A 24,776-nucleotide genomic window follows, 5' to 3' on the forward strand; every position below is an offset into this window, starting at 1 on the left:
GATCCTGGCCTCGACCAACCCGGCGGTCGTCCACTACGACCCCGCCTACGGCTACGAGATCGCCCACATCGTGGAGCGCGGGCTCGAGCAGATGTACGGCACGGGCGACGAGGACCACGACGTCATGTACTACCTGACGGTCTACAACGAGCCCTACCAGCAGCCGGCCGAGCCGGAGGACGTCGACGTCGAGGGCATCCTCAAGGGCATCTACCTGCTCGCCCCCGCGCAGAAGGAGGGCCCGCGCACGCAGCTGCTGGCCTCCGGCGTGGCCGTGCCGTGGGCGCTCGAGGCCCAGCGGCTGCTCGCCGAGGACTGGGGCGTCTCGGCCGACGTGTGGTCGGTGACCTCCTGGGTGAACCTGCGCCGCGACGGCGTGGCCGCCGAGCAGCAGGCGTTCCTGAACCCGGGCGAGGGCAGCCGCACGCCGTACGTGACCCAGCAGCTGGCCGGGGCCACGGGCCCGGTCGTCGCGGTCTCGGACTTCAGCTCGGAGCTGCCGGACATGATCCGCCAGTTCGTCCCGAACGAGTTCGCCTCCCTGGGCGCCGACGGCTTCGGCTTCTCGGACACCCGCGCCGGCGCGCGCCGGCACTTCAAGATCGACTCCCACTCGATCGTGGTCCGCGCCCTGGAGATGCTCGCCAAGCGCGGCGAGGTCGACTGGCGCGCCCCCGGCGAGGCGATCGAGAAGTACCGGCTGAACGACGTCACGGCCGGCACGAGCGGCAACGCCGGCGGGGACGCCTGAGGCCTGCCCGTCCCCCGCGCCCCGGCAGCCCCTCGCGGGCGGCCGGGGCGCGGCCGTGCGTGCTCTAAGCTCGAGGGCATGGCCGGACAGGACGGGAACACCACGACGCGCTGGCTGCGCACCCCCCGCCGGCGCACCCCGGGCACGGACCGCTCCCGGTCCCGCCCCGTGGCCCCGCCCCACCCCCGCACCCTGGAGAACCTCAAGGCGCACCTCGGGGCGATCTCCACGGCCGCCGTCCGGCGCCTCGAGACCGACCTGCCGTGGTTCGGGCAGCTGCGCGCCGACGAGCGCTCGGAGCTCGGGCTGGTCGCCCAGCGCGGGATCTCCTCCTTCGTCCGCTGGTACGAGGACCCGGAGGAGCCCCTGTGGGTGCTCACCCAGGTGTTCCGCGAGGCGCCCACCGAGCTCACCCGGGCCATCTCCCTCCAGCACGCGCTGCAGCTGCTGCGCATCGTCGTCGACGTCGTCGAGGACAAGGTGCCCGAGCTCGCCAAGCACCACGACGAGACGGCCCTGCGGGAGGCCGTGCTGCGCTACTCGCGGGAGGTGGCCTTCGCGGCCGCCGACGTCTACGCCCGGGCGGCCGAGAACCGCGGCTCCTGGGACGCCCGGCTGGAGTCCCTCGTGGTCGACGGGATCCTGCGCGGCGAGCACTCCGACTCCCTGCGCTCCCGCATCGCCGCCCTGGGCTGGGCCTCGACCGGCCCCGTGACGGTCCTCGCGGGCCCCGCCCCCGAGGGCACCGGCCCCACCACGGTCGCCCGGGTGCGCAAGCTCGCGGGCCGGTGGGCGAAGGACTCGCTGGTCTCCATCCAGGACGACCGGCTCGTGCTGATCCTGGGCGGGGTCGAGGAGCGCGAGCAGGCCCTCGAGAAGCTCGCCGCCGCCTTCGGCCCCGGCCCCGTGGTGCACGGGCCCGAGGCCCCGTCGATCTTCGAGGCCGGTGCGGCCGCCCGGCTCGCCCACGCCGCCCTGTCCGTGGCCCCCGCGTGGCCGGCCGCCCCGCGGCCGGTGCCCTCCGAGGACCTGTGGCCGGAACGGGCCATGGCCGGGGACGAGGCCGCCCGCACCGCCATGGTGGAATCGATCTACCGGCCGCTGACCCGCTCGGCGACCGGGCTCGTCGAGACCCTGTCCACGTACGTGGCGGTCGGCCACTCCCTCGAGGCGACGGCACGGGAGCTGTTCGTCCACGCCAACACGGTCCGCTACCGGCTGCGCCGGATCTGCGACCTCACCGGGTGGGACCCGCTGGTCCCCCGGGACGCCTTCGTCCTCCACTGCGCTCTGGTCGCCGGGCGGCTGGCGGACTCGTGCCGGCCGATCGACACCTCCGCGCCCGCCGCCGCGGCCGTCTTGTAGCTTCCCTACAAACGGCGCCCCGCGGCTTGGTGGCCTCCGCGCCACGTCACGGGAGGGCGTTCTTGCCAAGCTGGGACGGTGATCGCCATCGTCTGCCCTGGACAGGGCTCCCAGAAACCCGGATTCCTCACCGACTGGCTCGCGCTCGACGGCGTGCGAGCCCACCTCGGGCGGCTGAGCGAGGCCGCCGGGCTGGACCTCGTCCACTTCGGCACCGAGGCCGACGAGGAGACGATCAAGGACACCGCCGTGGCGCAGCCGCTGATCGTCGCCGCGGGCCTCGTGGCCGGGCGCCTGCTCGCGGACCGGCTCGGCGCCGAGCGCGAGGACCTGGTCTACGCCGGTCACTCGGTCGGGGAGATCACCGCCTCGGCGCTGGCCGGGGCGCTCACGGAGGACGACGCCATGGCGTTCGTCCGCACCCGGGCCACCGCGATGGCCGAGGCCGCCGCGGCCGTGCCCACCGGCATGAGCGCGGTCCTCGGCGGCAAGGAGGACGAGGTCCTCGCCGCGATCGAGGCCGCCGGGCTGACCCCGGCCAACGCCAACGGCGGCGGGCAGGTGGTGGCCGCCGGGACCCTCGAGCAGCTGGCCGCCCTGGCCGAGCACCCGCCGGCCCGCGCCCGGGTGGTGCCGCTGAAGGTCGCCGGGGCCTTCCACACCGAGCACATGGCCCCCGCCCTCGAGCCGCTGCGCGCGCTGGTGGACCGGCTCTCCCCCGCCGACCCGGTGCACCCGCTGCTCTCCAACGCCGACGGCGCCGCCGTGGCCTCGGGCGCCGCGAACCTCGACTCCCTCGTCGCCCAGGTCTGCCGGCCCGTTCGCTGGGACCTGTGCATGGCGGCCCTGCTCGAGCGCGGCGTGGACCAGCTCGTCGAGCTGCCCCCGGCGGGCACGCTCACGGGCCTGGCCAAGCGCGGCATGAAGGGCGTGCCCGCCCTGGCCGTCACCTCGCCGCAGGAGCTGGAGCAGGCACGGAGTATCCTTGCCTGACGTCCACCAGCACACCGGCCCCGCCCCCGGACCGGACCAGCCGAACGCCTGCCGCCCCCCGTGGGGCCGGCCCGCCGCGCCCGGCCGCACGAAGGAGCAACGACACCCGTGGTGACCCTGCAGCAGAACAAGACCAACGCGCACTCGCGCATCCTCGGCCTCGGCGCCTACCGTCCGGACGTGATCGTCACCAACGACGACGTCTGCCAGTGGATCGAGTCCTCCGACGAGTGGATCCAGCAGCGCACCGGCATCCGGACCCGCCACCGGGCCCCGGAGGACGTGAGCGTGCTGGACATGTCCGAGCACGCCGCCCGTGAGGCCCTGGCCGCCGCCGGCATCGAGCCGGGCCGGCTGGGGGCCGTGATCGTCTCCTCGATCTCGTTCCCCTACCTGACCCCGTCCGCGGCCGCGGCCCTGGCCCACCGCCTCGGCGCCACCCCCGCCCCGGCCTACGACATCTCGGCGGCCTGCGCCGGGTACTGCTACGGCATCGCCCAGGCGGACGCCCTCGTGCGCTCCGGCGCGGCCGAGCACGTGCTCGTCGTCGGCGTCGAGAAGCTCTCGGACGTCATCGACAACGGTGAGCGCTCGATCTCCTTCCTGCTCGGCGACGGCGCCGGCGCGGCCGTGGTGGGCCCCTCCGACACCCCGGGCATCGGCCCCTCGGTGTGGGGTTCCGACGGGTCGAAGTGGGACGCGATCCGCATGACCCACCCGCTGACGGACATCCGCGCCGTGGAGCAGGGCCGTGAGCGCACGCCCTCCGCTGACCTCGAGGACCCCGCCACGGGCCGGATGCGCGAGGACGCCACCCTCTGGCCGACCCTGCGCCAGGACGGCCAGACGGTGTTCCGCTGGGCCTCGTGGGAGGTCGCGAAGCGGGCGCAGGAGGCCATGGACGTGGCCGGCGTGCAGCCCGAGGACATCGCCGCCTTCGTCCCGCACCAGGCCAACATGCGCATCATCGACCAGATGGCCAAGACCCTGAAGCTGCCGGAGTCCGTCGTGATCGCCCGCGACATCGCGGAGGCCGGCAACACCTCCGCGGCCTCCGTGCCGCTGGCGGCCCACCGGCTCCTCGCCGAGCACCCCGAGCTCTCCGGGAAGCTGGCCCTGCAGATCGGCTTCGGCGCCGGGCTCGTCTACGGCGCGCAGGTCGTCGTCCTGCCCTGATCCGGCACGGGCGCCGCCCGCCGCGGCGGCCCCCGAAGTCGTCGTAGGGTTGGACCGCACACCCGTAGTCCCCCGCCCCGGCCGGGGCGGGACAGATGCACCCGGCACCCGTCCGGGAGCGACCGCGACCGGCTGCCCCGCAGCCGAACAGAAAGGAAGCCACCATGGCGAGCAAAGAAGAGATCCTGACCGGCCTGGCCGAGATCGTCAACGAGGAGACCGGCCTGGAGACCGAGGCCGTGCAGCTCGACAAGTCCTTCACCGAGGACCTCGACATCGACTCGATCTCGATGATGACGATCGTCGTCAACGCCGAGGAGAAGTTCGACGTGACCATCCCCGACGAGGAGGTCAAAAACCTCAAGACCGTCGAGGACGCCGTCAACTTCATCGACAACGCCCAGGCCTGAGCCGCCCGGTCGCCGGGGCGGGCAGGGCCCGCACGGCCCGCCCGCCCCACGACCCCGCACCCCGGGGCTCCCCCGCCGCCGCATCCCCAGGACACGAGGAAGTGCACTCATGACCCGCAAAGTAGTCGTCACCGGCCTCGGTGCCACCACGCCCATCGGCGGAACCGTGCCGGAGGTGTGGCGTGCCGCCACGACCGGCGTCTCGGGCGTCCGCGCCATCGAGCACGACTGGGTGGACACCTACGACCTCGGCGTGCGCATCGCCGCGCCCGTCTCGACGCCCGCGAGCGAGGTCCTCTCCCGGGTGGAGGCCAAGCGCCTGGACCCCTCGGGTCAGCTCTCCGTGATCGCCGCGCGCGAGGCGTGGGCCGATGCGGGGTTCTCCGCCCCCAACGCCGAGGACGCGGACGAGGTCGACCCCGACCGATTCGCGGTCGCGTTCGGCACCGGCATCGGCGGGGTGTGGACCCTGCTCGACGCCTACGACACCCTCAAGTCCCGCGGCGCCCGCCGCGTCATGCCCCTGACCGTGCCGATGCTCATGCCCAACGGCAACGCCGCGGCCGTGGGCATGGACCTGCGGGCCCGTGCCGCGTCCATCACCCCCGTCTCGGCGTGCGCCTCCGGCACCGAGGCCTTCTACCAGGGGATGAACCTCATCCGCTCCGGCAAGGCCGACGTCGTGGTGGTCGGCGGGGCCGAGTCCGCGATCCACCCCGTGACCATCGCGGCGTTCTCGTCGATGCAGGCCCTCTCCCGCCGCAACGACGAGCCCGAGCGCGCCTCTCGGCCCTACGACACCGCCCGCGACGGCTTCGTCATGGGCGAGGGCGCCGGGGCCGTGGTCCTGGAGTCGGAGGAGTTCGCGGCGGCGCGCGGCGCGCGGGTCTACGCCGAGCTCGCCGGCGCAGGGCTGACCTCGGACGCCTTCCACATCACGGCCCCCGACGAGGAGGGCCGCGGCGCCGCCCGTGCGCTGCAGGAGGCCATGACCACCGGGGAGTTCTCCGCGACCGACGTCCGGCACGTCAACGCCCACGCCACCTCCACCCCCAAGGGCGACGCGCCGGAGGCCAACGCCCTGCGGCGGGCCTTCGGCGACGCCGTGGACTCGATGTGCGTCTCGGCGACGAAGTCCATGACCGGGCACATCCTGGGCGGTTCCGGCGCGGTCGAGGCGGTGCTGACCGTGCTGGCGGTCCACCACCGGCTCGCCCCGTGCACGATCAACCTGGAGAACCAGGACCCGGAGATCGACCTCGACGTCGTGACCGAGGCCCGCGAGCTGCCGGCCGGCGATTTCGTGGCCGTCTCCAACTCCTTCGGCTTCGGCGGGCACAACGCCGTGGCGGCGTTCCGCACCGTCTGAGCCCGACCGCACCACCCCGCACGACGACGGGCCGCCCTGGGAGCAGGGCGGCCCGTCGTCGCGCAGCCGGCCCGGCTCCGGTGGGGCCGACGCTGCGGCGTCCTCGCCGCCGACCGCACCGGGGGCCGGGTGCCCGCGTCGCCGTCGCACCGGCGCCCGGTCGCCCCGGAGGCCGGCGAGGGGACGGCGGTGCCCGGAGCGCGGCCGGGGCCCCGACGAGCGCCCCGGGGGCGGGGACCGGGAGCGCCGGTCAGCTCACGCGGTGCAGCCAGCGCACGGGCGCGCCCTCGGCGGCGTGGCGGAAGGGCTCCAGCTCCTCGTCCCAGGCCTCCCCCAGCGCGAGCGAGAGCTCGTTGAGCACGAGCAGGGGGTTGCCGCCGGCGGTCTCGTAGGCGAAGCGGATGCGGTCCTCGGAGACCACGATGTTGCCGGCGGTGTCCGTGGTGGCGTGGAAGATCCCGAGGTCCGGGGTGAAGGACCACCGGGCGCCGTCGTGGCCACGGGAGGGGTTCTCGGTCACCTCGAAGCGCAGCCGTCCCATGGTGCGCAGGGCCGAGGCGAGCAGCGCGCCCGTCCCGGCGGGGCCGGACCACTCGAGCTCCGCGCGCACGGATCCGGGCTCGGCGTTCTGCGGGGTCCACTCGAGCTCGGTGCGCTGGCGCGCCACCGACTCCAGTGCCCACTGGATGTGCGGGCACAGGGCCCGCGGCGCGGAGTGCACGTAGAGCACACCGCGCGTGCTGGGTGACGACATGACCTGTTCCTCCGTCGTGTAGGTACGTCTTCCCCGACGCCCTGCACGGGGCTCGCCGACCCGTGGGGCCGGTCGCGCGCGGCGCGGCCGGCCATGCAGTTGTCCGTCGCGTCCGCGGTGCCGTGCGGGGTTCGAGGTCCGCGCGGGTGCGGTCGCTCCGCCGGTCGCCCCCGGTCCCGCCGCCGGCCCCGGGTTCTCGGGGTCGGGGCCGTGCGCCGGGTCGTCGAGGACGATCCTGAGCTCATTCTTTAGCACGTTTCACCGGGGCGTCAACCGTGGTGCCCCTGCCCGCGTCGGCGCGGAGCGGCCGCGGGCAGCCCCGCGGGGGCCCGGTCCGCTGCGGCACCCGTCGCTCAGGCCCGCGGGTGGGCCTGCCGGTAGACCGCACCGAGGCGGTCGACGGAGACGTGCGTGTAGATCTGGGTGGACGCCACCGAGGAGTGGCCGAGCAGCTCCTGGACCGTGCGCAGGTCGGCGCCGCCGTCGACGAGGTGGGTCGCGGCGGAGTGGCGCAGCGCGTGCGGTCCGCGCGCCGCCGTGTCCGGGACGGTGCCCAGCTCGCGCTCGACGACGCGGCGGATCTCCCGCACGTCGATCCGGCCCCCGCGGGAACCGAGGAAGAGGGCCGGCCCGCCGTCCGGACCGGCGAGCACCGGACGGCGCCGCAGCCACAGCTCCAGCGCGTCGTCGGCGGGGACGCCGAAGGGCACGCTGCGCTGTCTGTCCCCCTTGCCCACGACGGTGAGCACCCGGCGCGTCCGGTCGACGTCGTCGACGTCGGCACCGGCCAGCTCGGCGACCCGGGCGCCGGTCGCGTAGAGCAGCTCCAGCAGGGCGCGGTCGCGGGCGGCCAGCGCGGCCCCGCGGGCGTCCTCGCCCCCGGCGCGGGCTCGGTCGGCGAGGTCGTCGAGCAGGGTCCGCACGGCGTCGGCGGGCACGACGTCGGGCAGGTGCCGGCCCCGCTTCGGCGCGGCGAGGCGCAGGCTGGGGTCCGTGCCGATCATCCCGGTGGCCGCGGCCCAGCCGAAGAAGCCGCGGACGGACGCCGTCCAGCGGGCCATCGACGACCTCCCGGCCCCGTCGGCGTGGCGGGCCGCGAGCCAGGCCCGCAGCATCTCCAGCTCCACGTCGGCGGGCGAGGCGACGCGGTGGTGGGCGTGCAGCCAGGTGAGCAGGGACCGCACGTCGGCGGTGTAGGCCTGCACCGTGCGCGGGCTGCGGGCCAGCTCGTGGGCGAGGTGGCCGGCCCACCGCTCCACCGCGCGCGCGAGCGCCGGGGGCAGGGGGGGTGCCGCGGGCGTGTCGCTGGTCATGGGCGGCAGTCTAGCGGCGGCGCCACCCCTCCCCCGTGCCCTCGGCCAGGCCGCGCTCCTCGAGCCGGCGCAGCCCGCCGAGGACCTCGCGGGCGGACAGGCCCGCGACCCGGGCCAGTCGCTCCGGCCGGCTGCGGGCGCGCAGCGGCAGGGCGTCGAGCAGCCGCCGGTCGGGCTCGTGCAGGCCGTCGACGTCGGCGGCCGGCGCCTCCGGCTCCGGTGCGGGCGCGGCGCCGAGGGGCTGGAGGAGCTCGAGCACCTCGTCGACGTCCGTCACGAGCACGGCCGCGCCCTCCCGCACGAGGCGGTGGCAGCCGGCGGAGGTGCCGGCCTGGACGCTGCCCGGCACGGCACCGACCGCCCGGCTGAGGGCGTCGGCGTGGTGGGCGGTGCTCAGTGCCCCGGAGCGCCACCGCGCCTCGACCACGACGGTCCCCGCGGACAGGGCGGCGATGAGGCGGTTGCGCTGCAGGAAGCGGAAGCGCCCGGGGGTCCCGCCCGGGGCGATCTCGGAGAGCAGCAGCCCGGACTCCGCGACCCGGGCGAGCAACTGGGCGTTGCCCCGCGGGTAGAACCGGTCGACGCCCCCGGCCATGACCGAGACGGTCGGCGGCCGGGCCGTGCCCGTGGCGAGGGCGGCAGCGTGGGCGGCCTCGTCGATGCCGTAGGCCCCGCCCGAGACGACCGTCCAGCCGCGGGCGGCGAGCGCGCCCGCCAGGTCGAGGGCGACCCGGCGCCCGTAGTGCGAGCAGTCGCGGGCCCCGACGACGGACACGGCCCGGGACGCGGGGAAGCCCAGCAGCGCCCGGTCCCCGCGCCCCCACAGGCCCAGGGGGGCGGCGGCGCCCAGGTCGGTCAGCGCCGCGGGCCAGTCCGGGTCCTCGGGCACGGCGAACCACCCCCCGCACGCCCGCACGCGGGCGAGGTCGGCGGCGGGCTCGAGGGCCGCGGCGCGGCCGGACCACCGCTCGAGCGACCGGCCCAGGGAGGCCTGGCGCGGGGGCAGGCCGGCCTCCGCGGCGGCGCGGACGTACGCGGCGTGCTCGGCCGCGCGGATGGGCCGCCGCCCCGCGGCGATCTCGAGGGCGGCGACGGGGCCCAGGACGGCGGGCAGCAGGGTGCCGGGCAGGTCGCCGGGCTCGAGCAGCCGGCAGAGCCCGGCGCGGGCCAGGCGCACCGTCTCGGGGGCCAACGGGTCGGGGTGCACGGGCGGGTCCTCTCCTCGGGTGCGGGGTCTCAGGCGGGCACGAGGGAGCGGAACCACAGGGCGGTCTCGACGTCGTCCGCGTCGGGGGCGGCCCGCCCCTCGAGGTCGGCGAGCGTCCACGCGACGCGCAGGACGCGCTGGTGGCCGCGGGCGGTGAGCTCGCCCCGGTCCATGGCCCGCTCCAGCGGCGCGGTGACGGCCCGGCCGGGGCGCAGCGGGCCCTGCAGGAGGGCACCGCCGAGCTCGGCGTTGGTGCGCACCCCGTGCCGGCGCAGCCGCTGGGCCTGGGCGGCGCGCGCGGCGGCGACCCGCCGGGCCACGGGGGCCGTGGCCTCGCCCCTGCCGGTCTCCGCGGCGAGCTCCCCGTAGGAGACCCGGGGCACGGCGATCTGCAGGTCGATGCGGTCGAGCAGGGGGCCGCTGAGCCGGCCGAAGTAGCTGCGGCGCTCGCGCGGAGTGCACCGGCACTCGGCTCCGCGGCCCCCGGAGAGGCCGCAGGGGCAGGGATTGGCCGCGAGGACCAGCTGGAAGCGGGCGGGGTAGGTCGCGGAGGCGATCGAGCGGTCGATGCTCACCCGTCCGGACTCCAGCGGCTGGCGCAGGGCGTCGACGACCCGGCGGTCGAACTCGGGGGCCTCGTCGAGGAACAGCACGCCGCGGTGCGCCCGGGAGGCCGCCCCGGGTCGGGGGATGCCGGAGCCGCCGCCCAGCAGGGCCGGGGCCGAGACGGTGTGGTGGGGCGCCTCGAAGGGCGGGCGCCGCACCAGGGCCGTGCACCGGCCGGCGGCCCCGTTGAGCGAGTGCACCGCGGTGACCTCCATGGCGGCGGCGTCGTCGAGGTCGGGCAGCAGCCCCGGCAGCCGCTCGGCCAGCATCGTCTTGCCGGAGCCGGGCGGGCCGACCATCAGCAGGTGGTGCCCGCCGGCCGCGGCGATCTCCAGCGCGAGCCGCCCCTCGGCCTGACCGGCCACCTCGGCGAGGTCCGGGCCGGGCCGGACGGCGTCCTCGTCGTCGGACCCCGGTGCCGGGCCCGGGGGCGGCCCGGCGGGCGCGGGCCGGCGCAGCGGAGCGGGGTCGGCCCCGGCGGCGACGAGGACGTCGGCGAGACAGGCGTGGCCCGCCACACGGGCGCCCGGCACGAGCCGGGCCTCGGCGGCGTTGGCGCCGGCGACCACCACGTGCTCGTGCCCGGCCCGCACCGCCGCCATCACGGCCGGGAGGATCCCCCGCACGGGGCGCAGCGCCCCGTCCAGACCGAGCTCGGCGAGGTAGACGGTGCGGCCGGTGGGCGGGACCTTCCCTGCCGCCTGGAGGGCACTGACCACGATCGCGAGGTCGAACAGGGAGCCGCGCTTGGGCAGGGTGGCCGGGGTGAGGTTGACGGTGAGCTTGCGGGGGCTCAGGGGCAGGCCGGTGTTGCGGGCCGCGGCGCGCAGCCGCTCGCGCGCCTCGTTGAGCGCGGCGTCGGGCAGGCCCACGATGGAGAACGCCGGCAGGGTCTGGCCGATGTCGGCCTCCACCTCGACCATCGAGCCCTCCAGGCCCACGAGGGCCACCGCCCACGTGCGCGCGAAGCCCCTCACGGGGCCGTCTCCCCCGCGCGCACGGCCCCCGCGACGGCACGTCGGACGGCAGCAGGATCATCGGCGCCGGGACGGTCGTGGCCGCACGACGGTCGGGAGCCGGCAGCGGACCGGGTGCCGAGGGTGCGCCCGGCGCCGGGGCGGAGCTCGACGGCGGCGGCCGGCCGGGCACCGCGGGCGTGCGCGGAGCAGCCGGGACGCAGCGGCTGCCCGCGGGCGGGACGGGGCGGAGTCGCCCCCGCGGGGCGGCGGCCCCGGGTCGCGGTGCGGGACGGGAGGAGCGGGGCGGTGGCGGCGGGACGAGGCATGGGACCCATGCTGGCCGTCGCCGCCCGTGCCCGGCGGCGGCCGGTGGCGCCTGTGGAGGGGCCTCCCCGTTCAGTCCTGCCCGAGCAGGATGGGGAGCGAGGCCGCCGGGGCCTGTACGGGGTCGCCGTCGGCCGCCGCGGCGACGGCCGCCACGAGCGTGGCCGCGGCCGTGGGAGCCGCCGTCGCCGCGGGCGGGTCCGCCGTCCCCTCCGGGATCGCAGCGGTCACGGAGGGAGCGGGCTCGGGGACGGCCGTCGGCTCGGGCGGCGGCCACGCCCGTCCGGAGGGTCGTCCCGTCGGCTCGGCCGTGGGACCCTGGGCGACCTCGAGCCCGTCCGGCGCCGCGGCGGCGGACCCCGCCGGTGAGGGCTCGGCGACCTGCGTCCGGTCGTCGGACGCCGTCCCGCCCCCGTCGGAACCCGGGGCGCCGGCCGGAGGCACGGTAGTGGGGGTCGGCGACGGTGTGGGGGTGGGGCTCGGCGCCGGGAGGGTCGGCACCGGGAGCGGGTCGCCGGCCGGTTCCCCGGCGGGTGGCTCGGGCACGACGGGGGCGGGTGCCTCCGGCGCCGGGGCGTCCGGCGCGGGGGCCTCCTGTGCGGGTTCCTGCGGCGGCGGGGCGTCCTGGGCGGGCGCCTCCTGCGCCGGCCGGGCCGGGGGTGCCGGGACGGGCTCCGCGAGCGGGGCCTCCTCCTCGACGACGGGCGGGGGCACGTCGTCGCCGGCGCGCTCGCGGCGCTGCTCGACGGTCGTGCCCACGGGGGCGGGACCCAGGGCGCGCTCGTGCGGGTAGGGCTTGAGCTCGACGTCGTCGAAGGACTCCGGCAGGGACTCGAAGTCCCCGATCAGCAGCTCCCGGCCGGTGGCGCCCGCGGGCACCACCCCGGTGTACTCGGCGACCAGCCCGTGCAGGCGGGCGTCGAGCGCGGCGCCCTGCGCGGGTTCGGGCACGCTGCCGTCCGCGCGCCAGTACCCGGCGGCGGTCGCCCGGTGCGGGTCCCAGTCCTCGAGGACGTCGACGGCCGGCTCGAACGGGAAGAACCCGCCCATGTGGCTGACGACCTTCAGCGACTCGATCTCCACGGGGCGGGTGCCCTGCGAGTTGTCGATGTGCAGCTCGACGTAGGTCACGGGCTCGACGCGCAGGTCCTGGCGCAGCTGCTCGACCTCGTCGTCCGGTGCGGGCACGGTCGGCAGGTCGAAGGTGATGACGGCGCCGTCCGGCGTGGCCAGCTCGTAGGCCCCCTGCTGCAGTCCGGACTCGGCGGCGGTGACGGTCCCCGGGCGCTCGACCGCCCGCGGCTCGGGCGGATCCAGCAGGCTGCACCCCGCGAGCGCGAGCGCCACCGCGGTGGCCCCCAGTGCGGCCAGGGCTCGGCGTCGCCCCACGGTGCACCTCCGTCGTCGTCCCCGGTCCTCGACGGTCCCACAGTGGCACGTCCGGCGGGCCGTGTCACGCCGGACGGGAGGAGGGGTGTCTCACTCGATCTGGCGCAGCACCTCGATCCCGGCCGGTCCGCGGGCGGGCAGGAGCACGGCCACGGCGTCGACCCTGATCAGGAGGGGGTCCCGGCCGTGACGTCGGGCCCAGGCCGCGGCGAGGCGGTGGAGGCGGGCGGACTTGCCCGGCGTAACGGACTCGAAAGGATGGCCGTAGCGCAGGCTCGAGCGGGTCTTGACCTCCACGACCACGAGCACGCCCTCGTGCTCGGCGACGAGGTCGGCCTCCCCGCGCACGCCGTCGCGGGCGGGGTCCGCCCGCCAGTTGCGGGCGAGCACCCGGTAGCCGTGCTCCTCGAGGTGGGCCGCGGCGAGCCGCTCACCGCGCGGGCCGAGGGCTTCGGGCACGGGGTGCCTCCTGCGTGTCGTCGCGGGCCGGGACGGGGCCGTCCCCACCCAGCGTGGCCCGGCGCGGCCGTGCCCGGCGCACCGGCGCGGGGGCTGTGCAGTGGCCGTGCGGCTCCCGCCCGGGCTGCGCAGCGGCCGGGCGGGAGCCGCACGGCTCAGGGCGGTGCGGCCGCAGACCACCGCGGGGCCGGGCAGCGCTCGTGCGGACGGCACCGGGTGGGAGCCGCAGGGAAGCCGAGGGGGGGCGCCCGTGCGGCCCCGGCCGCGCCCGCGCCGTTCCCGGGAGGCGGGCTCAGAGCCCGGCGGGGCTCTCCGGTCCGTCCCCACCCGCGGGACCGGTCCCGGGCACGGCGAAGGGGTCGGCGTGGGCGAGCTCCTCCACGTTGACGTCCTTCACGCTGAGCACGCGCACGTTCTTCACGAACCGGGCGGAGCGGTAGACGTCCCAGACCCAGGCGTCCTTGAGCTCGACGTCGAAGTAGAGGGTCCCGCCGGTGTGCACCGGCTCGACGCGCACGGAGTTGGCGAGGTAGAACCGGCGGTCGGTCTCCACCACGAAGCGGAAGAGCTTGGCCACGTCCCGGTACTCCCGGTAGAGCTGCAGCTCCAGGCCCGTCTCGAAGTTCTCGAGCTCCTCGGCGCTCATGCCGTCCCCTCTCGGTCGGTGCGTATGGGTCCGGGCCCCGGGCCCAGCCGCCAGCTCAGCCGGTGGTGCGGGCTGGGCCCGTGCGCGGCGAGGGCGCTGCGGTGCCCGGCGGCCCCGTAGCCCATGTTGGTCCCCCAACCGTACTGCGGCCAGTCCGCGGCGAGCTCGCTCATGATCCGGTCCCGCTCGACCTTCGCCAGGACGCTGGCGGCCGCCACCGACGCGCAGTCGAGGTCGGCCCGCACGCGGGGGACGACCTCCCCGGCCCAGGCCGGCTCCGGAGCGGGCCCCCCGCCGGGCTCCCCCGCGGCCGGCTGGTCCCCGGGGCCGGGACCACCCGGACCGGGGTCCCCGAACAGGGCCGGTGCGCCCGGGGGGCTGAGCCAGTCGTGGCGCCCGTCCAGCAGCACGACGTCGGGGGCCGCGGCGGCGGCCGCGGCGAGCGCGCGGTGGCCGGCCAGGCGCAGGGCCGCGGTCAGGCCGAGACCGTCGATCTCGGCCGGCGAGGAGTGGCCGACCCCGGCGGCGGCGCACCATGCCAGGACCCGGGGCACGAGCTCCTGCCGCCGGGCGGGGCTCAGCAGCTTGGAGTCGCGCAGCCCGGGCACGCCGCGGCGGGTGCCGGGGTGCAGGACGACGACGCCGACCGTCACGGGCCCGGCCAGGGCGCCGCGGCCGACCTCGTCCATCCCGCCCACGCGGCGGGTGCCGTCCCGCGCGAGCTCGTGCTCGAGGGCGAGCCCGGGGGCGCGGCCCGGCAGCCGTCCGCGGCGCGACGGGTCAGGAGCCACCGGAGGGGGCGGGCACGCCGTCGAAGACGTCCTCGGGGTTGCGCAGGAGCTCGAAGCGGTCCAGGGGCCAGGCGATCACGAAGGCCGTCCCGACCACCTCGTCGTGGGCGATGAAGGCGCTGTCCTCGGCGGCGTCGCCGAGGTGGACCCGGGAGTCCGCGGAGGCGTTGCGGTGGTCGCCCATCACGAAGTAGTGGTCCTCGGGCACGACGACCTCGAAGGGGATGTCGGAGGGGGCGGCCCCGGGGTACAGGTAGGCCTCCCGCTCCTCGAGGGGGTGGCCGTTGACGGTGACGCGGCCGGAGGCGTCGCAGCACACCACCCGGTCCCCGCCCACGCCGATGACGCGCTTGATCAGGTGCTGGTCGGTGCGGTCGGGCAGCACGCCCACGAAGGCGAGGGCGTCGTAGACGGTGTCGGAGAGCCCGCCGTCGCCGTCGTCCTGGGGCGGCAGCCACCCCTTGGCGTCCTCGAACACGACGATGTCGCCGCGCTCGAGCGGCCCGACGGTCGGCTCGACCACGTTGACGAAGATGCGGTCGTTGAGCTGGAGGGTGTTCTCCATCGACCCGGAGGGGATGTAGAAGCCGCGCACGAGCAGGGTCTTGACGACGAAGGCGATGAGCACCGCCCACAGCAGCACCAGCACGATCTCGCGCACCGAGCCCCACAGCGTGTCGGGGCGCTCCTTGCGGGGCCGGGAGGACCCGCGGCGGCGCCGGCCGGTCTCCTCCGGCGCGGCGGGGGCACCGGGGGCGCCGGCCTCCTCGGGGGCCGGGTCCTCCGGGGTGCCGCCGTCGCCGGTGGGGAGGGTCCTGTCGGCCACTGCTGCCGTCCTTCCTGGGCGGGCGCCGGCCGGCGCCCGGGTGCGGATCCCGCGGGATCGGGTCAGAGCCGTCCGGCCCGGTCGAGGGGCCACAGGACGGCGTCGGGAACTCCTACGACCTTATCCGCTCGGACCATCCCGCCGCCGGGCGCGCCGAGCAGACTTCGCGAATCGACCGACACGGAGCGGTGGTCGCCCATCACCCACAGCCGGCCCTCGGGCACGACCGCGGTGAACTCGAGCTCGCTGGGCCGGTCCCCGGGGTGGAGGTAGTCCTCCTCGATCTCCTCGCCGTCGACGACGAGCCGGCCCGTGGGCCCGCAGCACTCGACGACGTCGCCGGGGGTGCCGATCACGCGCTTGAGGTAGACCGTCCCCGAGCCGGTCAGCCCGGCCCAGCGCCCGAGCGTCCGGGCGGCCTGCAGCGGCCAGGGGGCGTCGTCGTGCAGGGGATCGAAGCTGCCGCGGCCGTCGAAGACCACGAGGTCCCCGCGCTCGAGCTCGTTCCCGTCCACGAGCTTGCCGACCAGGACCCGGTCGCCGGGCTCGATCGTGGGCTGCATGGAGTCGGAGCCGATCCAGTAGACGTCGACCACCCACGTGCGCAGCGCCCCGGTCAGCAGGACGGTCAGCAGCAGGGCCAGGACGACGGAACGCCAGCCCCGGGATCGGGGCTGGCGTTCGCGCCGCACGGCGCGGGACCCGGTGCGGGCCGCGGCCGGGATGTCGGTGGGCACCGGCGTGCGGGCCGTCCTACTTGCCGGGCTTGGCGGACTTGGCGCCCTTGCCGGGAGCCGTGTTCTCGCGCTTCTCGCGGATGCGGGCGGCCTTGCCGTGGCGGTCGCGCATGTAGTACAGCTTCGCGCGGCGGACGTCACCGCGGGTGAGGACCTCGATCTTGTCGATGACCGGCGAGTGCACCGGGAAGGTGCGCTCCACGCCGACGCCGAAGGAGACCTTGCGGACGGTGAAGGTCTCGTGCACGCCCGCGCCCTGGCGGCCGAGGACGAAGCCCTTGAAGACCTGCACGCGGGAGCGGCTGCCCTCGACGATGTTCACGTGCACGTTGAGGGTGTCGCCCGGGCGGAAGTCGGGGACGTCGTCGCGCAGGGACTTGGCGTCGAGCTGGTCGAGGATGTTCATGCTGCTTCTCCTGGTGAACGCCGCAGGTCGCTCACGTGGGTCGGTGCGGACCCGTGCTGGGGCCCGGCGGGCCCGGTGCGGATCCGGAAGACGTGGTGCCGGGAGCCCGTCGGGCGGTCCCGGGTGCCTGCTGTTGGTCGCTCATCCCCCTGCGGCAGGGGCGTGCCCAGCAGACGCACAGCTGGTCATTATGCCACAGGCGGGCACGGCTGCGCACGCACGAGCCGGTCGCCGGCGACCGCCCACCCCTCGGCCGCGAGGACGGCGCGGTCGGCGCGGTCGAGGGCGGCCGGGTCGAGGGCGGCGACGAGGTCGGGCCGGCGCGCCGCGGTGCGCCGCAGCTGCAGGTCGCGCCGCCAGCGGGCGACCCGCCCGTGGTGGCCGGAGAGCAGCACCTCGGGCACCGGCCGGTCCCGCCACACGGCGGGCTTGGTGTAGACGGGGTACTCGAGCAGCCCGTCCGCGTGGGACTCCTCCACGAGGGACTCGGGGTTGCCGATCACGCCCGGCACGAGCCGCCCGATCGCCTCGACCATGGCCAGCACGGCGACCTCCCCGCCGTTGAGGACGTAGTCGCCCAGGCTCGTGGGGCGGACCTCGAAGCGCTCCCGGGCCCAGTCGACGACACGCTCGTCGATGCCCTCGTAGCGCCCGCAGGCGAAGACGAGGTGCTCCCGGCCGGCGAGCTCGCGGGCGACCGCCTGGGTGAAGACCTCGCCGGCCGGCGACGGGACGACCAGCACGGGCCGCTGCCCCTCAGCGGCGGGACCGCGGGCCAGCACGTCCTCGAGGGCCTGCGCCCAGGGCTCGGGCTTCATGACCATCCCGGCCCCGCCGCCGTAGGGGGTGTCGTCCACGGTGCGGTGCCGGTCGGTGGTGTACTCGCGCAGGTCCGCCACGGACAGCTCGAGCAGCCCCTGCCGGCGGGCCTTGCCGATCAGCGACAGGTCGAGGGCGGCGAGGTACTCCGGGAAGATGCTGACGACGTCGATGCGCATCAGCGGTCCCGGCCCCCGGGCCCGGGGGCCCCGTCCTCGCCGGCGTCCTCGAGGCCGAGCTCGAGCAGCCCCGGCGGCGGGGTCACCACCACGTGGCCCGCCGCGGGGTCGACGACGGGGACGATCTCCTCGACGAACGGCAGGACGGCCGTGCGGCCGTCCTCGTCGAGGCGGATCTCGAGCAGGTCCTGGACGGGCATGGTGACGAGCCCGGTGACGACCCCGATGCGGGGCCCGGAGCCGTCCTCGGCCCCGGTGCGCACCTCGAGGTCCACGAGCTCGTGCTCGTACCACTCCTCGGCGTCCTCGGGGGCCTCCTCCTCCGCCTCGGCGAACAGGCGGGAGCCGCGCAGGGTCTCCGCCCCGTTGCGGTCGGGGACCTCCTCGAGGCCGACCACGAGCACGGCCTTGTTCCAGCGGGCGGAGCGGACCGTGACCTCCCCGCCGGGGGCCAGCGCCGGGGCGGGCTCGACCAGCAGTCGCGTGCCGGGGGCGAAGCGCTCCTCCGGGGCGTCGGTGAACAGCTGGACGGTGACCTCGCCGCGGATGCCGTGGGGCTTGCCGATGCGGGCGACCTGGACCTTCATGGTGCTCCTGGGGTTTCGGGCCCGGACCGTCGGTCCGGGGTGCGGGCGGGGCCGGGAACGCGCACGGTCCCCGCATCCGGGGGATGCGGGGACCGTGGGGGCGGGGCCGGCCCGGACCCGCCTCAGCGGGTGCGGCGGTCGGTGTCGACGACGTCGATCCGGACCGGTCCGCCGTCGGCGAGCGCGCCGATCACGGTGCGCAGCGCCTTGGCGGTGCGGCCCTGGCGGCCGATGACCCGGCCGAGGTCGTCGGGGTGGACCCGGACCTCGAGGGTCTCGGCCCGGCGCCCGCTCTTGAGACGGACGTCGACGTCATCGGGGCTGTCCACGATCCCGCGGACGAGGTGCTCCAACGCGTCGGCGAGCACGACTACTCGGCCTTCTCGGCGTCAGCCGCGGGGGCGTCGTCGGAGCCGGCGGGGGCCTCGGCCTTCTCGGCCTTGGGGGTGATGGCCTCGGGGACGATCACGGAGCCCTTGTCCGGGGCGGTGAACTCGGGCTTGGCCTCGGGCTGCTTCAGGGTGCCCTCGGCGCCCTCCTCGCCCTTGAACTTCTGCCAGTCGCCGGTGACCTTCAGGATCGCGGCCACGGACTCCGAGGGCTGGGCGCCGACGCCGAGCCAGTACTGGGCCCGCTCGGAGACGACCTCGATGTAGGAGGGGTGCTCGGTCGGGTGGTACTTGCCGATCTCCTCGATGACACGGCCGTCGCGCTTCTTGCGGGAGTCGACGACGACGACGCGGTAACGGGGGTCGCGCATCTTGCCCATGCGCTTGAGACGGATCTTGACTGCCACTGGTGTGGACTCTCCTGGTTCGTGGATGGGGCGAGCCGTCTGGTTCCGCTCCCGTGGGGCGGGCCGGTCGCAGGGGCTCTGTGGACACGAGAAACGTGCGGCGAGAGGGACCGCACGCATCGAGTACCCGTCCAGTATGCCAGACGGCGTCAAGTCCGCGGCCCGCCGCGCTCACTGCTCGAGGCGTGCGGCCTCGCGCCACCCGAGGGCGCGCCCGCCCTGGAGGACGGCGCGCCGGTAGATCCGCTCCCCCAGGAGCAGCAGGCCCCGGGCCGCGGCGAGGGCCAGGGCCAGGGCGAGCGCGGGCTGCCACCAGGGGACGTCGCCGGCGAGGAGGCGGACGGGCATCGCCACCGAGGAGACCACCGGCACGAAGGACGCGGCCGTCAGCCACGGCCCCTCGGCGTAGAGGCCCAGGACGAGGGCGCCGACGAGCACGGTCAGCACCGGCCCCGAGCTGGACTGGAGGTCCTCCGGGCGGGCGGCCAGCGCGCCGAGCACCGCCCAGACGCAGGCCTGGGCGGCGAAGCCGGCCAGGAAGAACGCCACGAACCAGCCGGAGGCGGCCAGGGCCCAGCCGACGTCGGCGGCGGCGCCGGCGGCGTTGACGCCCACGAGGCCGACGGCGGCGTAGAGGCCGAGCTGCCCGAGGGCGAGCAGGCAGCTGCCGAGGACCTTGCCGTGGAGCAGGTGCCGGACGGGCACGGCGGTGGCGAGGATCTCCACGACGCGGTTCTGCTTCTCCTCGAGCACGGAGTTGGCGATGGCGGTGCCGAAGAGGACCGCCGCCAGGTAGAACAGGAACGCGAAGACGAGGCCGAGCACGAGCCGGGCGGGGCCGCGGTCCTGCCCGCCGTCGAGCAGCTCGGTGCGCACCTCGGTCCCGGCGGTGAGCTCCTCGGCGCTGGTGCCGGCCGCCCGGGCGTTCGCGGCGAGGACGGTCTCGGCCACGGCCTCCTCGAGGGCGCGGGCCAGGGCGGGGTCGACGCCGTCCCGGCCGACCACGGTCCACCCGTCGAGCCCGCGCAGCAGCGCGGCGTCGGCGGTCTGCCCGGCCACGGCGGCGCGGGCCGCGTCCGGGGAGTGCGCGGAGTGCACGGTGAGGGTGTCCTCGCCCTCCTCGGCGAGCACGGCGGCGGCGCGGGCGGCCACGGGCCCGGCCTCGGGGGCGGCGGTGGCGAGCACGTGCTCGGCGGCGCGCCCGCCGAGCAGGGCCGAGGCGGCGATCGAGCCGGCCACGAGCAGCACCGTGACGGCCGTGGAGACCAGGAAGGAGCGGTCGCGCAGGCGCACGGACAGCTCCCGGGTCGCGACGACCCACCAGGGGCGCGGCAGCGGCGGGCGGGGGCTCACCGGGTCACCTCCCGGTAGACGTCGGCGAGGCCGGGGACGATCTCGGCGAACTCTACCAGGCCGCGCTCGACGGCCGCCCGCAGGAGCCGGCGGCGGGCGTCGTCGTCGTCGAGCTCGAGGACCGCGTCGGGGCCGTCGACGTCGACGGCGCGCACCCCGCGCAGCCCCCGCACCCACCCGGCGTCCTGCTCGCAGCGCAGCCGGTGCCGGCGCGGACCGGCGCGGCGCAGGTCCTCGACCGTGCCGGCGGCCAGGACCCGGCCGGCGGAGAGGACGACGAGGGAGTCGCACAGCCGGTCGACGAGGTCGAGCTGGTGGCTCGAGAACAGCACCGGCACCCCCTGCTCCAGCCGCTCGCGCAGCAGCCCGGTCATGGCGTCCACGGCCACGGGGTCCAGCCCGGAGAACGGCTCGTCCAGCACGAGCGCCGTGGGCCCGTGCAGCAGGGCGGCGGCGATCTGCACCCGCTGCTGGTTGCCGAGGGACAGGGTGCCCAGCGGGTCCCGCTCCCGTCCGGCCAGGTCGAGGCGCTCGAGCAGCCGCCGGGCCTCGGCCAGGGCCGCCCGCCGGTCCATCCCGTGCAGCCGGCCGAGGTAGCACAGCTGGTCGAGCACCGGCTGGCGGGGGTAGAGGCCCCGCTCCTCGGGCATGTACCCGAAGCCCGCGCGGTCGGCGGCGGTGACGGGCCGGCCGTCCCACAGGACCTCCCCGGCGGTGGTGCGCAGCACGCCCGTCAGCATCCGCATGGTCGTGGTCTTGCCCGCCCCGTTGGCGCCGACGAAGCCGGTCATCCGGCCGGGCTCGACGCGGAAGGAGACGTCCTCGACCACCGTGCGGCCCCCGAAGGCGCGGCTCAGCCCGCGCGCCTCGAGGACGTGGCCGGCGGGGCGGGCGCGGAAGCGGAGGGTGGTCGCCGCGGGGCGGGTGCCGGCGCTCATGGGCCCGTGCTCCTCTCGGCCGGTGGCGCCCGCCCGCGGGTGCCGGGGGGCTCCTCCCCAGCCTACGGAGGGCGGGGCGCCGGGGCGTCCCCACCGGGGCGGATCCCGGGGCGCGGCCGGGGCGGGGTCTCCGCCGCGGGGCGGAGGCCGCTCAGCCGGCCAGGCCGGCGCGGTGGGCGAAGACGACGGCCTGGACGCGGTCGCGGGAGCCCGTCTTGGCGAGGATGTTGGACACGTGCGTCTTGACCGTGGCCGGGCCCAGGAACAGCCGCTGGGCGATCTCCGCGTTGGACAGCCCCTCGGCGACGAGCCCCAGCACCTCGTGCTCGCGCTCGGTCAGGGACGCGGCGGCGCGGCGCTGCCCGGGGTCGGCCGGGACGGGCCCGGCAGGTGCCGCCGCAGCCGGCGGCGGGGCGGCCGTCAGCGCCCGGATCACCCGCAGGGTCGCCTCGGGCGCGAGCAGCGCGTGCCCGCCGGCGACGGCGCGCACGGCCTCGACGAGGTCGTCGGGGTCCGCGTTCTTCAGCAGGAACCCGCTGGCCCCGGCCGCGAGGGCGTCGAAGAGGTAGTCCTCCCGGTCGAAGGTCGTCACGATCACGACCTTCGCGCAGCCCGTGCCCACGATCCGGCGGGTCGCCTCGATGCCGTCCGTGCCGGGCATCTGCACGTCCAGCAGGGCGACGTCGACGTCGTGGGCGTGGGCCGCGGCCACGGCCTGCGCGCCGTCGGCGGCCTGGGCGACGACCTCGATGTCGTCCTCGACGGAGAGGACCATGGCGAAGCCGGAGCGGACGAGGGCGTGGTCGTCGGCGAGCAGGACGCGGATCATGCCTCCGATCCTCCCACGTCCGGTCCGGGCGCCGGCGCGGGCGGGCCGGCCGGGGGCAGGGGGCAGCGCACGCGCACCCGCCACCCCGGGCGCCCGGACCGCGGGCCGATCTCGGCCTCGCCGCCGTGCAGCCGCACGCGCTCCCGCAGCCCCTGCAGGCCGAAGCCGGTGCCGGCGGTGCCGCCGCGGGGGCCGCCGTCGTCGAGCACCTCGAGCTCGAGCCAGGGCCCGTCCGGGCCGCGCCCGGTGCGCAGGGCCAGCGAGACGGTCCCGGCCGTGGAGTGGCGCAGGACGTTGGCCAGGGACTCCTGGGCGCACCGGTAGACGGACAGCGCGAGCCCCTGCGGGACGCGGGCGAGGTCCCCCGGGACGGCCTCGACGGTGCGCAGCTCGACGGCCGGCCCGTGCGCGGCGTGGTGGCGGGCGAGGTCGGCGATCTCCCCCAGGCCGGGCTCGGGCCCGCGCCCGGCCGCGTCCCCGGAGTCCTCGTCCTCGGCGCGCAGCACGCCCAGCAGCTGGCGCATCTCCCCCACGGCCGTGCGGGAGGACTCCTCGATGGTGCGCAGCGCCCCCGTGGCCGCCTCCGGGTCGCGGCCGAGGACCTTGCGCGCGGCCCCGGCCTGGATGCCGATCACGGAGACGTGGTGGGCGACCACGTCGTGCAGCTCCCGGGCGATGCGCATCCGCTCGTCGACCACGGCGCGGCGGGCGATCTCGGCGGACTGCTCGCGGATCCGCCGGGCCTGGGCCGTGCGCCGGTGCTGCTGCAGGGCGGCCCGCCAGGAGGCCCGTCCGGCGAGGACGGCCCCGCCGAAGTAGGCGGCGTTGACGAGCAGGGTCGAGGCGGCGTAGGCGGGCAGCTGCGGCAGCGGACCCTCGACCTCGCCGAGGCCGTCCAGGAACTCGGCGTAGGCGTTGGTGACCGTGAAGGCCCCGAGCAGCCACAGGCCCATGGTCCCGACCACCACCGACATCGCCACCCACAGGGCCTGGCGGTCGCGCGACCAGGCGACCGCCGCGTAGAGGGCCGCGAAGTAGGCCCCCTGGAAGCTCAGCGTCAGCGCCGCCGTGGGACTGGCGTAGGTCAGCCCGAGGAACAGTGCCGATGAGGCGATCACCACCGGCACGGGGTGGCGCCGCCGCACGGCCAGGGGGACCACGATCAGCGCGGTGCTCAGGTAGTAGCGCCAGGGCTCGTCGCCCTCCGCGAGACCGGCGTAGCTGTGCATGAGCACGGACATCAGCAGGGCGACGCCGAGCAGGCCGAGCGCGGCGAGGACGTCGCGGCGCTGCTGGGCCGCCGTGGGCGCGGGCCGGCGCCAGTACGGGTCCTCGGGATCGTTGAGCCAGGCGGTGACGCGCTCCGGCCAGGGCAGGCGCCGGACCGGGGCGGCGTCCTCGGCGGCGGGCCGCCGGGCGGGCTCCGCGACGGGTGGGGGATGCAGCACCCCACCACGGTACCGGGCGCCGGCGCGCACGGGACTCCGCCGCGGGGCGGAGCCCGCGGGCTCCCGCGGGCGCTAGTCCAGGCCGAAGAAGCGGCGCAGGCCCGTGCGCGCCGCCGACGGGCGGGGCGCGGGCCCCGGGTCGGCGGGCCCGGCGGCGCGGGCCCGCTCGCGGCGGGCCGCCCGCAGCGCCGCCCACCAGGCGCCCTCCGCGGCGGCGTCGGCCAGCAGCGCGGCCGAGAGGGTCCCGAGCACGCGAGCCCCGGCCCCGCCGCGGCGCGCGGCCCCGGCGAGCCCGACCCCGACGGCCGTCTCGGCCCCGGCGACCGCGAGCACGAGCCCGGGCCGGTGGACGAGGGCGCGCCGGCAGCGGTCGAGCAGCCCGTCCCCGGTGGGGGCGATGGTCATCGCCCGCAGCACGGCGGGCCCGACCCCGGTGGGCGCGTAGTGCTCGGCGTCCTCGAGCTCGGCCAGCTCGCGGCGGCCCTCGACGACCTTCGCGGCGAGCACCGGCAGGCCCAGCAGCTGCAGCACCGACTCCAGGACGAGCTCGGTCGAGTCCCCGGCCACGTAGTTGCGCAGCCGGTTGGTCTCGGCCGGGTCGAGGTCGAAGACGGAGGCGACGGACTCGACCTGCAGCTCCGAGGTCCCCGCGGCGCACAGGCGCACGAGGTCGTCCTGGAAGCGGGCGGCCGGGGTGTCGCGGCCGGTCCCTGCGGGCCCGCCGGCAGGGCGCCACTCCGGCCCCCACTCCAGGGCGCACACGGCGTCGGCGGCCTCCAGGTCCGTCACGTCGGCGGGGTCCTCCCCGGCGAGCAGGACCTCCGCCGAGCGGGTGGCGCCGTCGGAGGAGAGCACGACGGCGGGCTCCCCCAGGCCCGTGCGCACGGCCCAGTAGTCGACCTCGTCGTCGAAGACGACCACGGACCAGCCGTGCCGGGAGACGGCGGTGAACCCCGTCTGGGACAGGGCGGCGAGCACGGGCAGCTCCGGGGCGTCGAGGCGCACCAGCAGCACCCGGCGCAGGCCGGGGTGCTCGGGCTGCAGTCCGCGCCCGGTCTGCCGGGCGAGGTCGGCGGAGAGCTCGTCGAGGGTGCACCCGGGCTCCACGGTCCCGTCCTCGGCGGCCCGGGCCAGGCGGCCCCCGGCGTCGGCGAGGAACATCAGCTGCAGCGCCCCGGGGCCCTCGGCGAGGGCGCCGATGAGGCGGTGGCCGGCCACGATCCGGGCGACCGCGTCCGCGGCGGGGGCGTCGGCGCCCTCCGGGTGCGGCACCGTGGCGGGGGCCAGGTCCCACGCGGAGGTCGGGGAGGCGACGTCGTCGGCGGGCAGAGAGGTCATGGTGCCAT

The 24,776-nt window shown here is 76.9% G+C and carries 25 protein-coding genes and 1 pseudogene; 6 read left to right on the forward strand and 20 right to left on the reverse strand.

Annotated elements, in window-relative coordinates; translation table 11 throughout:
• The 6 genes and pseudogenes from LQU92_RS09960 to LQU92_RS09985 all read left to right on the forward strand — a co-directional run.
• Window positions 1-751, forward strand: a pseudogene (locus LQU92_RS09960) (pyruvate dehydrogenase (acetyl-transferring), homodimeric type); the annotation flags it as partial.
• 78 nt (window positions 752-829) lie between these two features.
• Complete coding sequence (locus tag LQU92_RS09965) at window positions 830-2,116, forward strand: CdaR family transcriptional regulator (RefSeq protein ID WP_230780419.1); 1,287 nt, start codon at window positions 830-832, stop codon at window positions 2,114-2,116.
• Between the two features lie 78 nt (window positions 2,117-2,194).
• Entirely contained in the window at window positions 2,195-3,109 is a 915-nt protein-coding gene (locus tag LQU92_RS09970; RefSeq protein ID WP_230780422.1) for an ACP S-malonyltransferase, read from the forward strand.
• A gap of 108 nt (window positions 3,110-3,217) precedes the next feature.
• Window positions 3,218-4,285 carry a beta-ketoacyl-ACP synthase III gene (locus tag LQU92_RS09975; RefSeq protein WP_058859072.1) on the forward strand — a complete coding sequence of 356 codons (1,068 nt, stop codon included), beginning with the start codon at window positions 3,218-3,220 and terminating at the stop codon, window positions 4,283-4,285.
• A 164-nt stretch (window positions 4,286-4,449) separates the two neighbouring features.
• Window positions 4,450-4,695 carry an acyl carrier protein gene (locus tag LQU92_RS09980; protein WP_017833742.1) on the forward strand — a complete coding sequence of 82 codons (246 nt, stop codon included), beginning with the start codon at window positions 4,450-4,452 and terminating at the stop codon, window positions 4,693-4,695.
• A 109-nt stretch (window positions 4,696-4,804) separates the two neighbouring features.
• Window positions 4,805-6,064: a beta-ketoacyl synthase gene (locus LQU92_RS09985; RefSeq protein WP_101852145.1), complete on the forward strand. Its 1,260-nt coding sequence runs from the start codon at window positions 4,805-4,807 to the stop codon at window positions 6,062-6,064.
• A 250-nt stretch (window positions 6,065-6,314) separates the two neighbouring features.
• Here the strand turns inward: LQU92_RS09985 and LQU92_RS09990 are convergent, their stop codons facing one another.
• The 20 genes from LQU92_RS09990 to LQU92_RS10085 form a co-directional block, all read right to left on the reverse strand.
• Entirely contained in the window at window positions 6,315-6,818 is a 504-nt protein-coding gene (locus LQU92_RS09990) for a DUF3145 domain-containing protein (protein ID WP_101852144.1), read from the reverse strand.
• A 353-nt stretch (window positions 6,819-7,171) separates the two neighbouring features.
• A complete protein-coding gene (locus tag LQU92_RS09995; protein ID WP_230780425.1) occupies window positions 7,172-8,131 on the reverse strand; it encodes a tyrosine recombinase XerC in 960 nt (319 codons plus the stop codon).
• Between the two features lie 10 nt (window positions 8,132-8,141).
• Entirely contained in the window at window positions 8,142-9,338 is a 1,197-nt protein-coding gene (gene dprA, locus LQU92_RS10000) for a DNA-processing protein DprA (protein WP_230780427.1), read from the reverse strand.
• Between the two features lie 29 nt (window positions 9,339-9,367).
• A complete protein-coding gene (locus tag LQU92_RS10005) occupies window positions 9,368-10,867 on the reverse strand; it encodes a YifB family Mg chelatase-like AAA ATPase (protein ID WP_230780841.1) in 1,500 nt (499 codons plus the stop codon).
• Window positions 10,868-11,299: 432 nt separating this feature from the next.
• Window positions 11,300-12,616 (reverse strand): hypothetical protein, encoded by a 1,317-nt coding sequence (locus LQU92_RS10010; protein ID WP_230780429.1) that lies wholly within the window; start codon window positions 12,614-12,616, stop codon window positions 11,300-11,302.
• Window positions 12,617-12,706: 90 nt separating this feature from the next.
• The gene (locus LQU92_RS10015) at window positions 12,707-13,075 is read right to left on the reverse strand and encodes a YraN family protein (protein WP_101852139.1); all 369 of its coding nucleotides are present in this window, start codon (window positions 13,073-13,075) and stop codon (window positions 12,707-12,709) included.
• Between the two features lie 292 nt (window positions 13,076-13,367).
• Window positions 13,368-13,721, reverse strand: a complete 354-nt coding sequence (locus tag LQU92_RS10020) for a DUF2469 domain-containing protein (RefSeq protein ID WP_058859078.1) — start codon at window positions 13,719-13,721, stop codon at window positions 13,368-13,370.
• The gene (locus tag LQU92_RS10025) at window positions 13,718-14,512 is read right to left on the reverse strand and encodes a ribonuclease HII (protein WP_230780431.1); all 795 of its coding nucleotides are present in this window, start codon (window positions 14,510-14,512) and stop codon (window positions 13,718-13,720) included. Before LQU92_RS10025 ends, LQU92_RS10020 begins: the two co-directional genes overlap by 4 nt.
• A complete protein-coding gene (gene lepB, locus LQU92_RS10030; protein ID WP_230780433.1) occupies window positions 14,502-15,338 on the reverse strand; it encodes a signal peptidase I in 837 nt (278 codons plus the stop codon). Before lepB (LQU92_RS10030) ends, LQU92_RS10025 begins: the two co-directional genes overlap by 11 nt.
• Before the next feature lie 62 nt (window positions 15,339-15,400).
• Window positions 15,401-16,075, reverse strand: coding sequence for a signal peptidase I (gene lepB, locus LQU92_RS10035; RefSeq protein WP_230780436.1), 675 nt, complete (start codon window positions 16,073-16,075; stop codon window positions 15,401-15,403).
• Window positions 16,076-16,091: 16 nt separating this feature from the next.
• Window positions 16,092-16,481, reverse strand: coding sequence for a 50S ribosomal protein L19 (rplS, locus tag LQU92_RS10040; protein ID WP_058859080.1), 390 nt, complete (start codon window positions 16,479-16,481; stop codon window positions 16,092-16,094).
• 188 nt (window positions 16,482-16,669) lie between these two features.
• Complete coding sequence (gene trmD / locus LQU92_RS10045; protein ID WP_230780439.1) at window positions 16,670-17,479, reverse strand: tRNA (guanosine(37)-N1)-methyltransferase TrmD; 810 nt, start codon at window positions 17,477-17,479, stop codon at window positions 16,670-16,672.
• The gene (rimM, locus tag LQU92_RS10050; protein WP_230780442.1) at window positions 17,479-18,066 is read right to left on the reverse strand and encodes a ribosome maturation factor RimM; all 588 of its coding nucleotides are present in this window, start codon (window positions 18,064-18,066) and stop codon (window positions 17,479-17,481) included. Before rimM ends, trmD begins: the two co-directional genes overlap by 1 nt.
• Before the next feature lie 122 nt (window positions 18,067-18,188).
• Entirely contained in the window at window positions 18,189-18,434 is a 246-nt protein-coding gene (locus tag LQU92_RS10055; protein WP_101852136.1) for an RNA-binding protein, read from the reverse strand.
• Between the two features lie 2 nt (window positions 18,435-18,436).
• Window positions 18,437-18,862, reverse strand: coding sequence for a 30S ribosomal protein S16 (gene rpsP / locus LQU92_RS10060; protein ID WP_058859084.1), 426 nt, complete (start codon window positions 18,860-18,862; stop codon window positions 18,437-18,439).
• Window positions 18,863-19,033: 171 nt separating this feature from the next.
• The gene (locus LQU92_RS10065) at window positions 19,034-20,215 is read right to left on the reverse strand and encodes an ABC transporter permease (protein WP_230780445.1); all 1,182 of its coding nucleotides are present in this window, start codon (window positions 20,213-20,215) and stop codon (window positions 19,034-19,036) included.
• Window positions 20,212-21,153 carry an ABC transporter ATP-binding protein gene (locus LQU92_RS10070; RefSeq protein WP_230780448.1) on the reverse strand — a complete coding sequence of 314 codons (942 nt, stop codon included), beginning with the start codon at window positions 21,151-21,153 and terminating at the stop codon, window positions 20,212-20,214. Before LQU92_RS10070 ends, LQU92_RS10065 begins: the two co-directional genes overlap by 4 nt.
• A gap of 151 nt (window positions 21,154-21,304) precedes the next feature.
• A complete protein-coding gene (locus LQU92_RS10075; RefSeq protein WP_230780451.1) occupies window positions 21,305-21,982 on the reverse strand; it encodes a response regulator transcription factor in 678 nt (225 codons plus the stop codon).
• Entirely contained in the window at window positions 21,979-23,430 is a 1,452-nt protein-coding gene (locus tag LQU92_RS10080) for a sensor histidine kinase (protein WP_230780453.1), read from the reverse strand. The genes LQU92_RS10075 and LQU92_RS10080 overlap by 4 nt, the downstream gene beginning before the upstream one ends.
• Window positions 23,431-23,502: 72 nt before the next feature.
• Window positions 23,503-24,768: a hypothetical protein gene (locus LQU92_RS10085; RefSeq protein ID WP_230780456.1), complete on the reverse strand. Its 1,266-nt coding sequence runs from the start codon at window positions 24,766-24,768 to the stop codon at window positions 23,503-23,505.
• Window positions 24,769-24,776: the final 8 nt, after the last annotated feature.

Source organism: Kocuria sp. LUK (assembly GCF_021012935.1).
Lineage (GTDB): Bacteria > Actinomycetota > Actinomycetes > Actinomycetales > Micrococcaceae > Kocuria > Kocuria flava.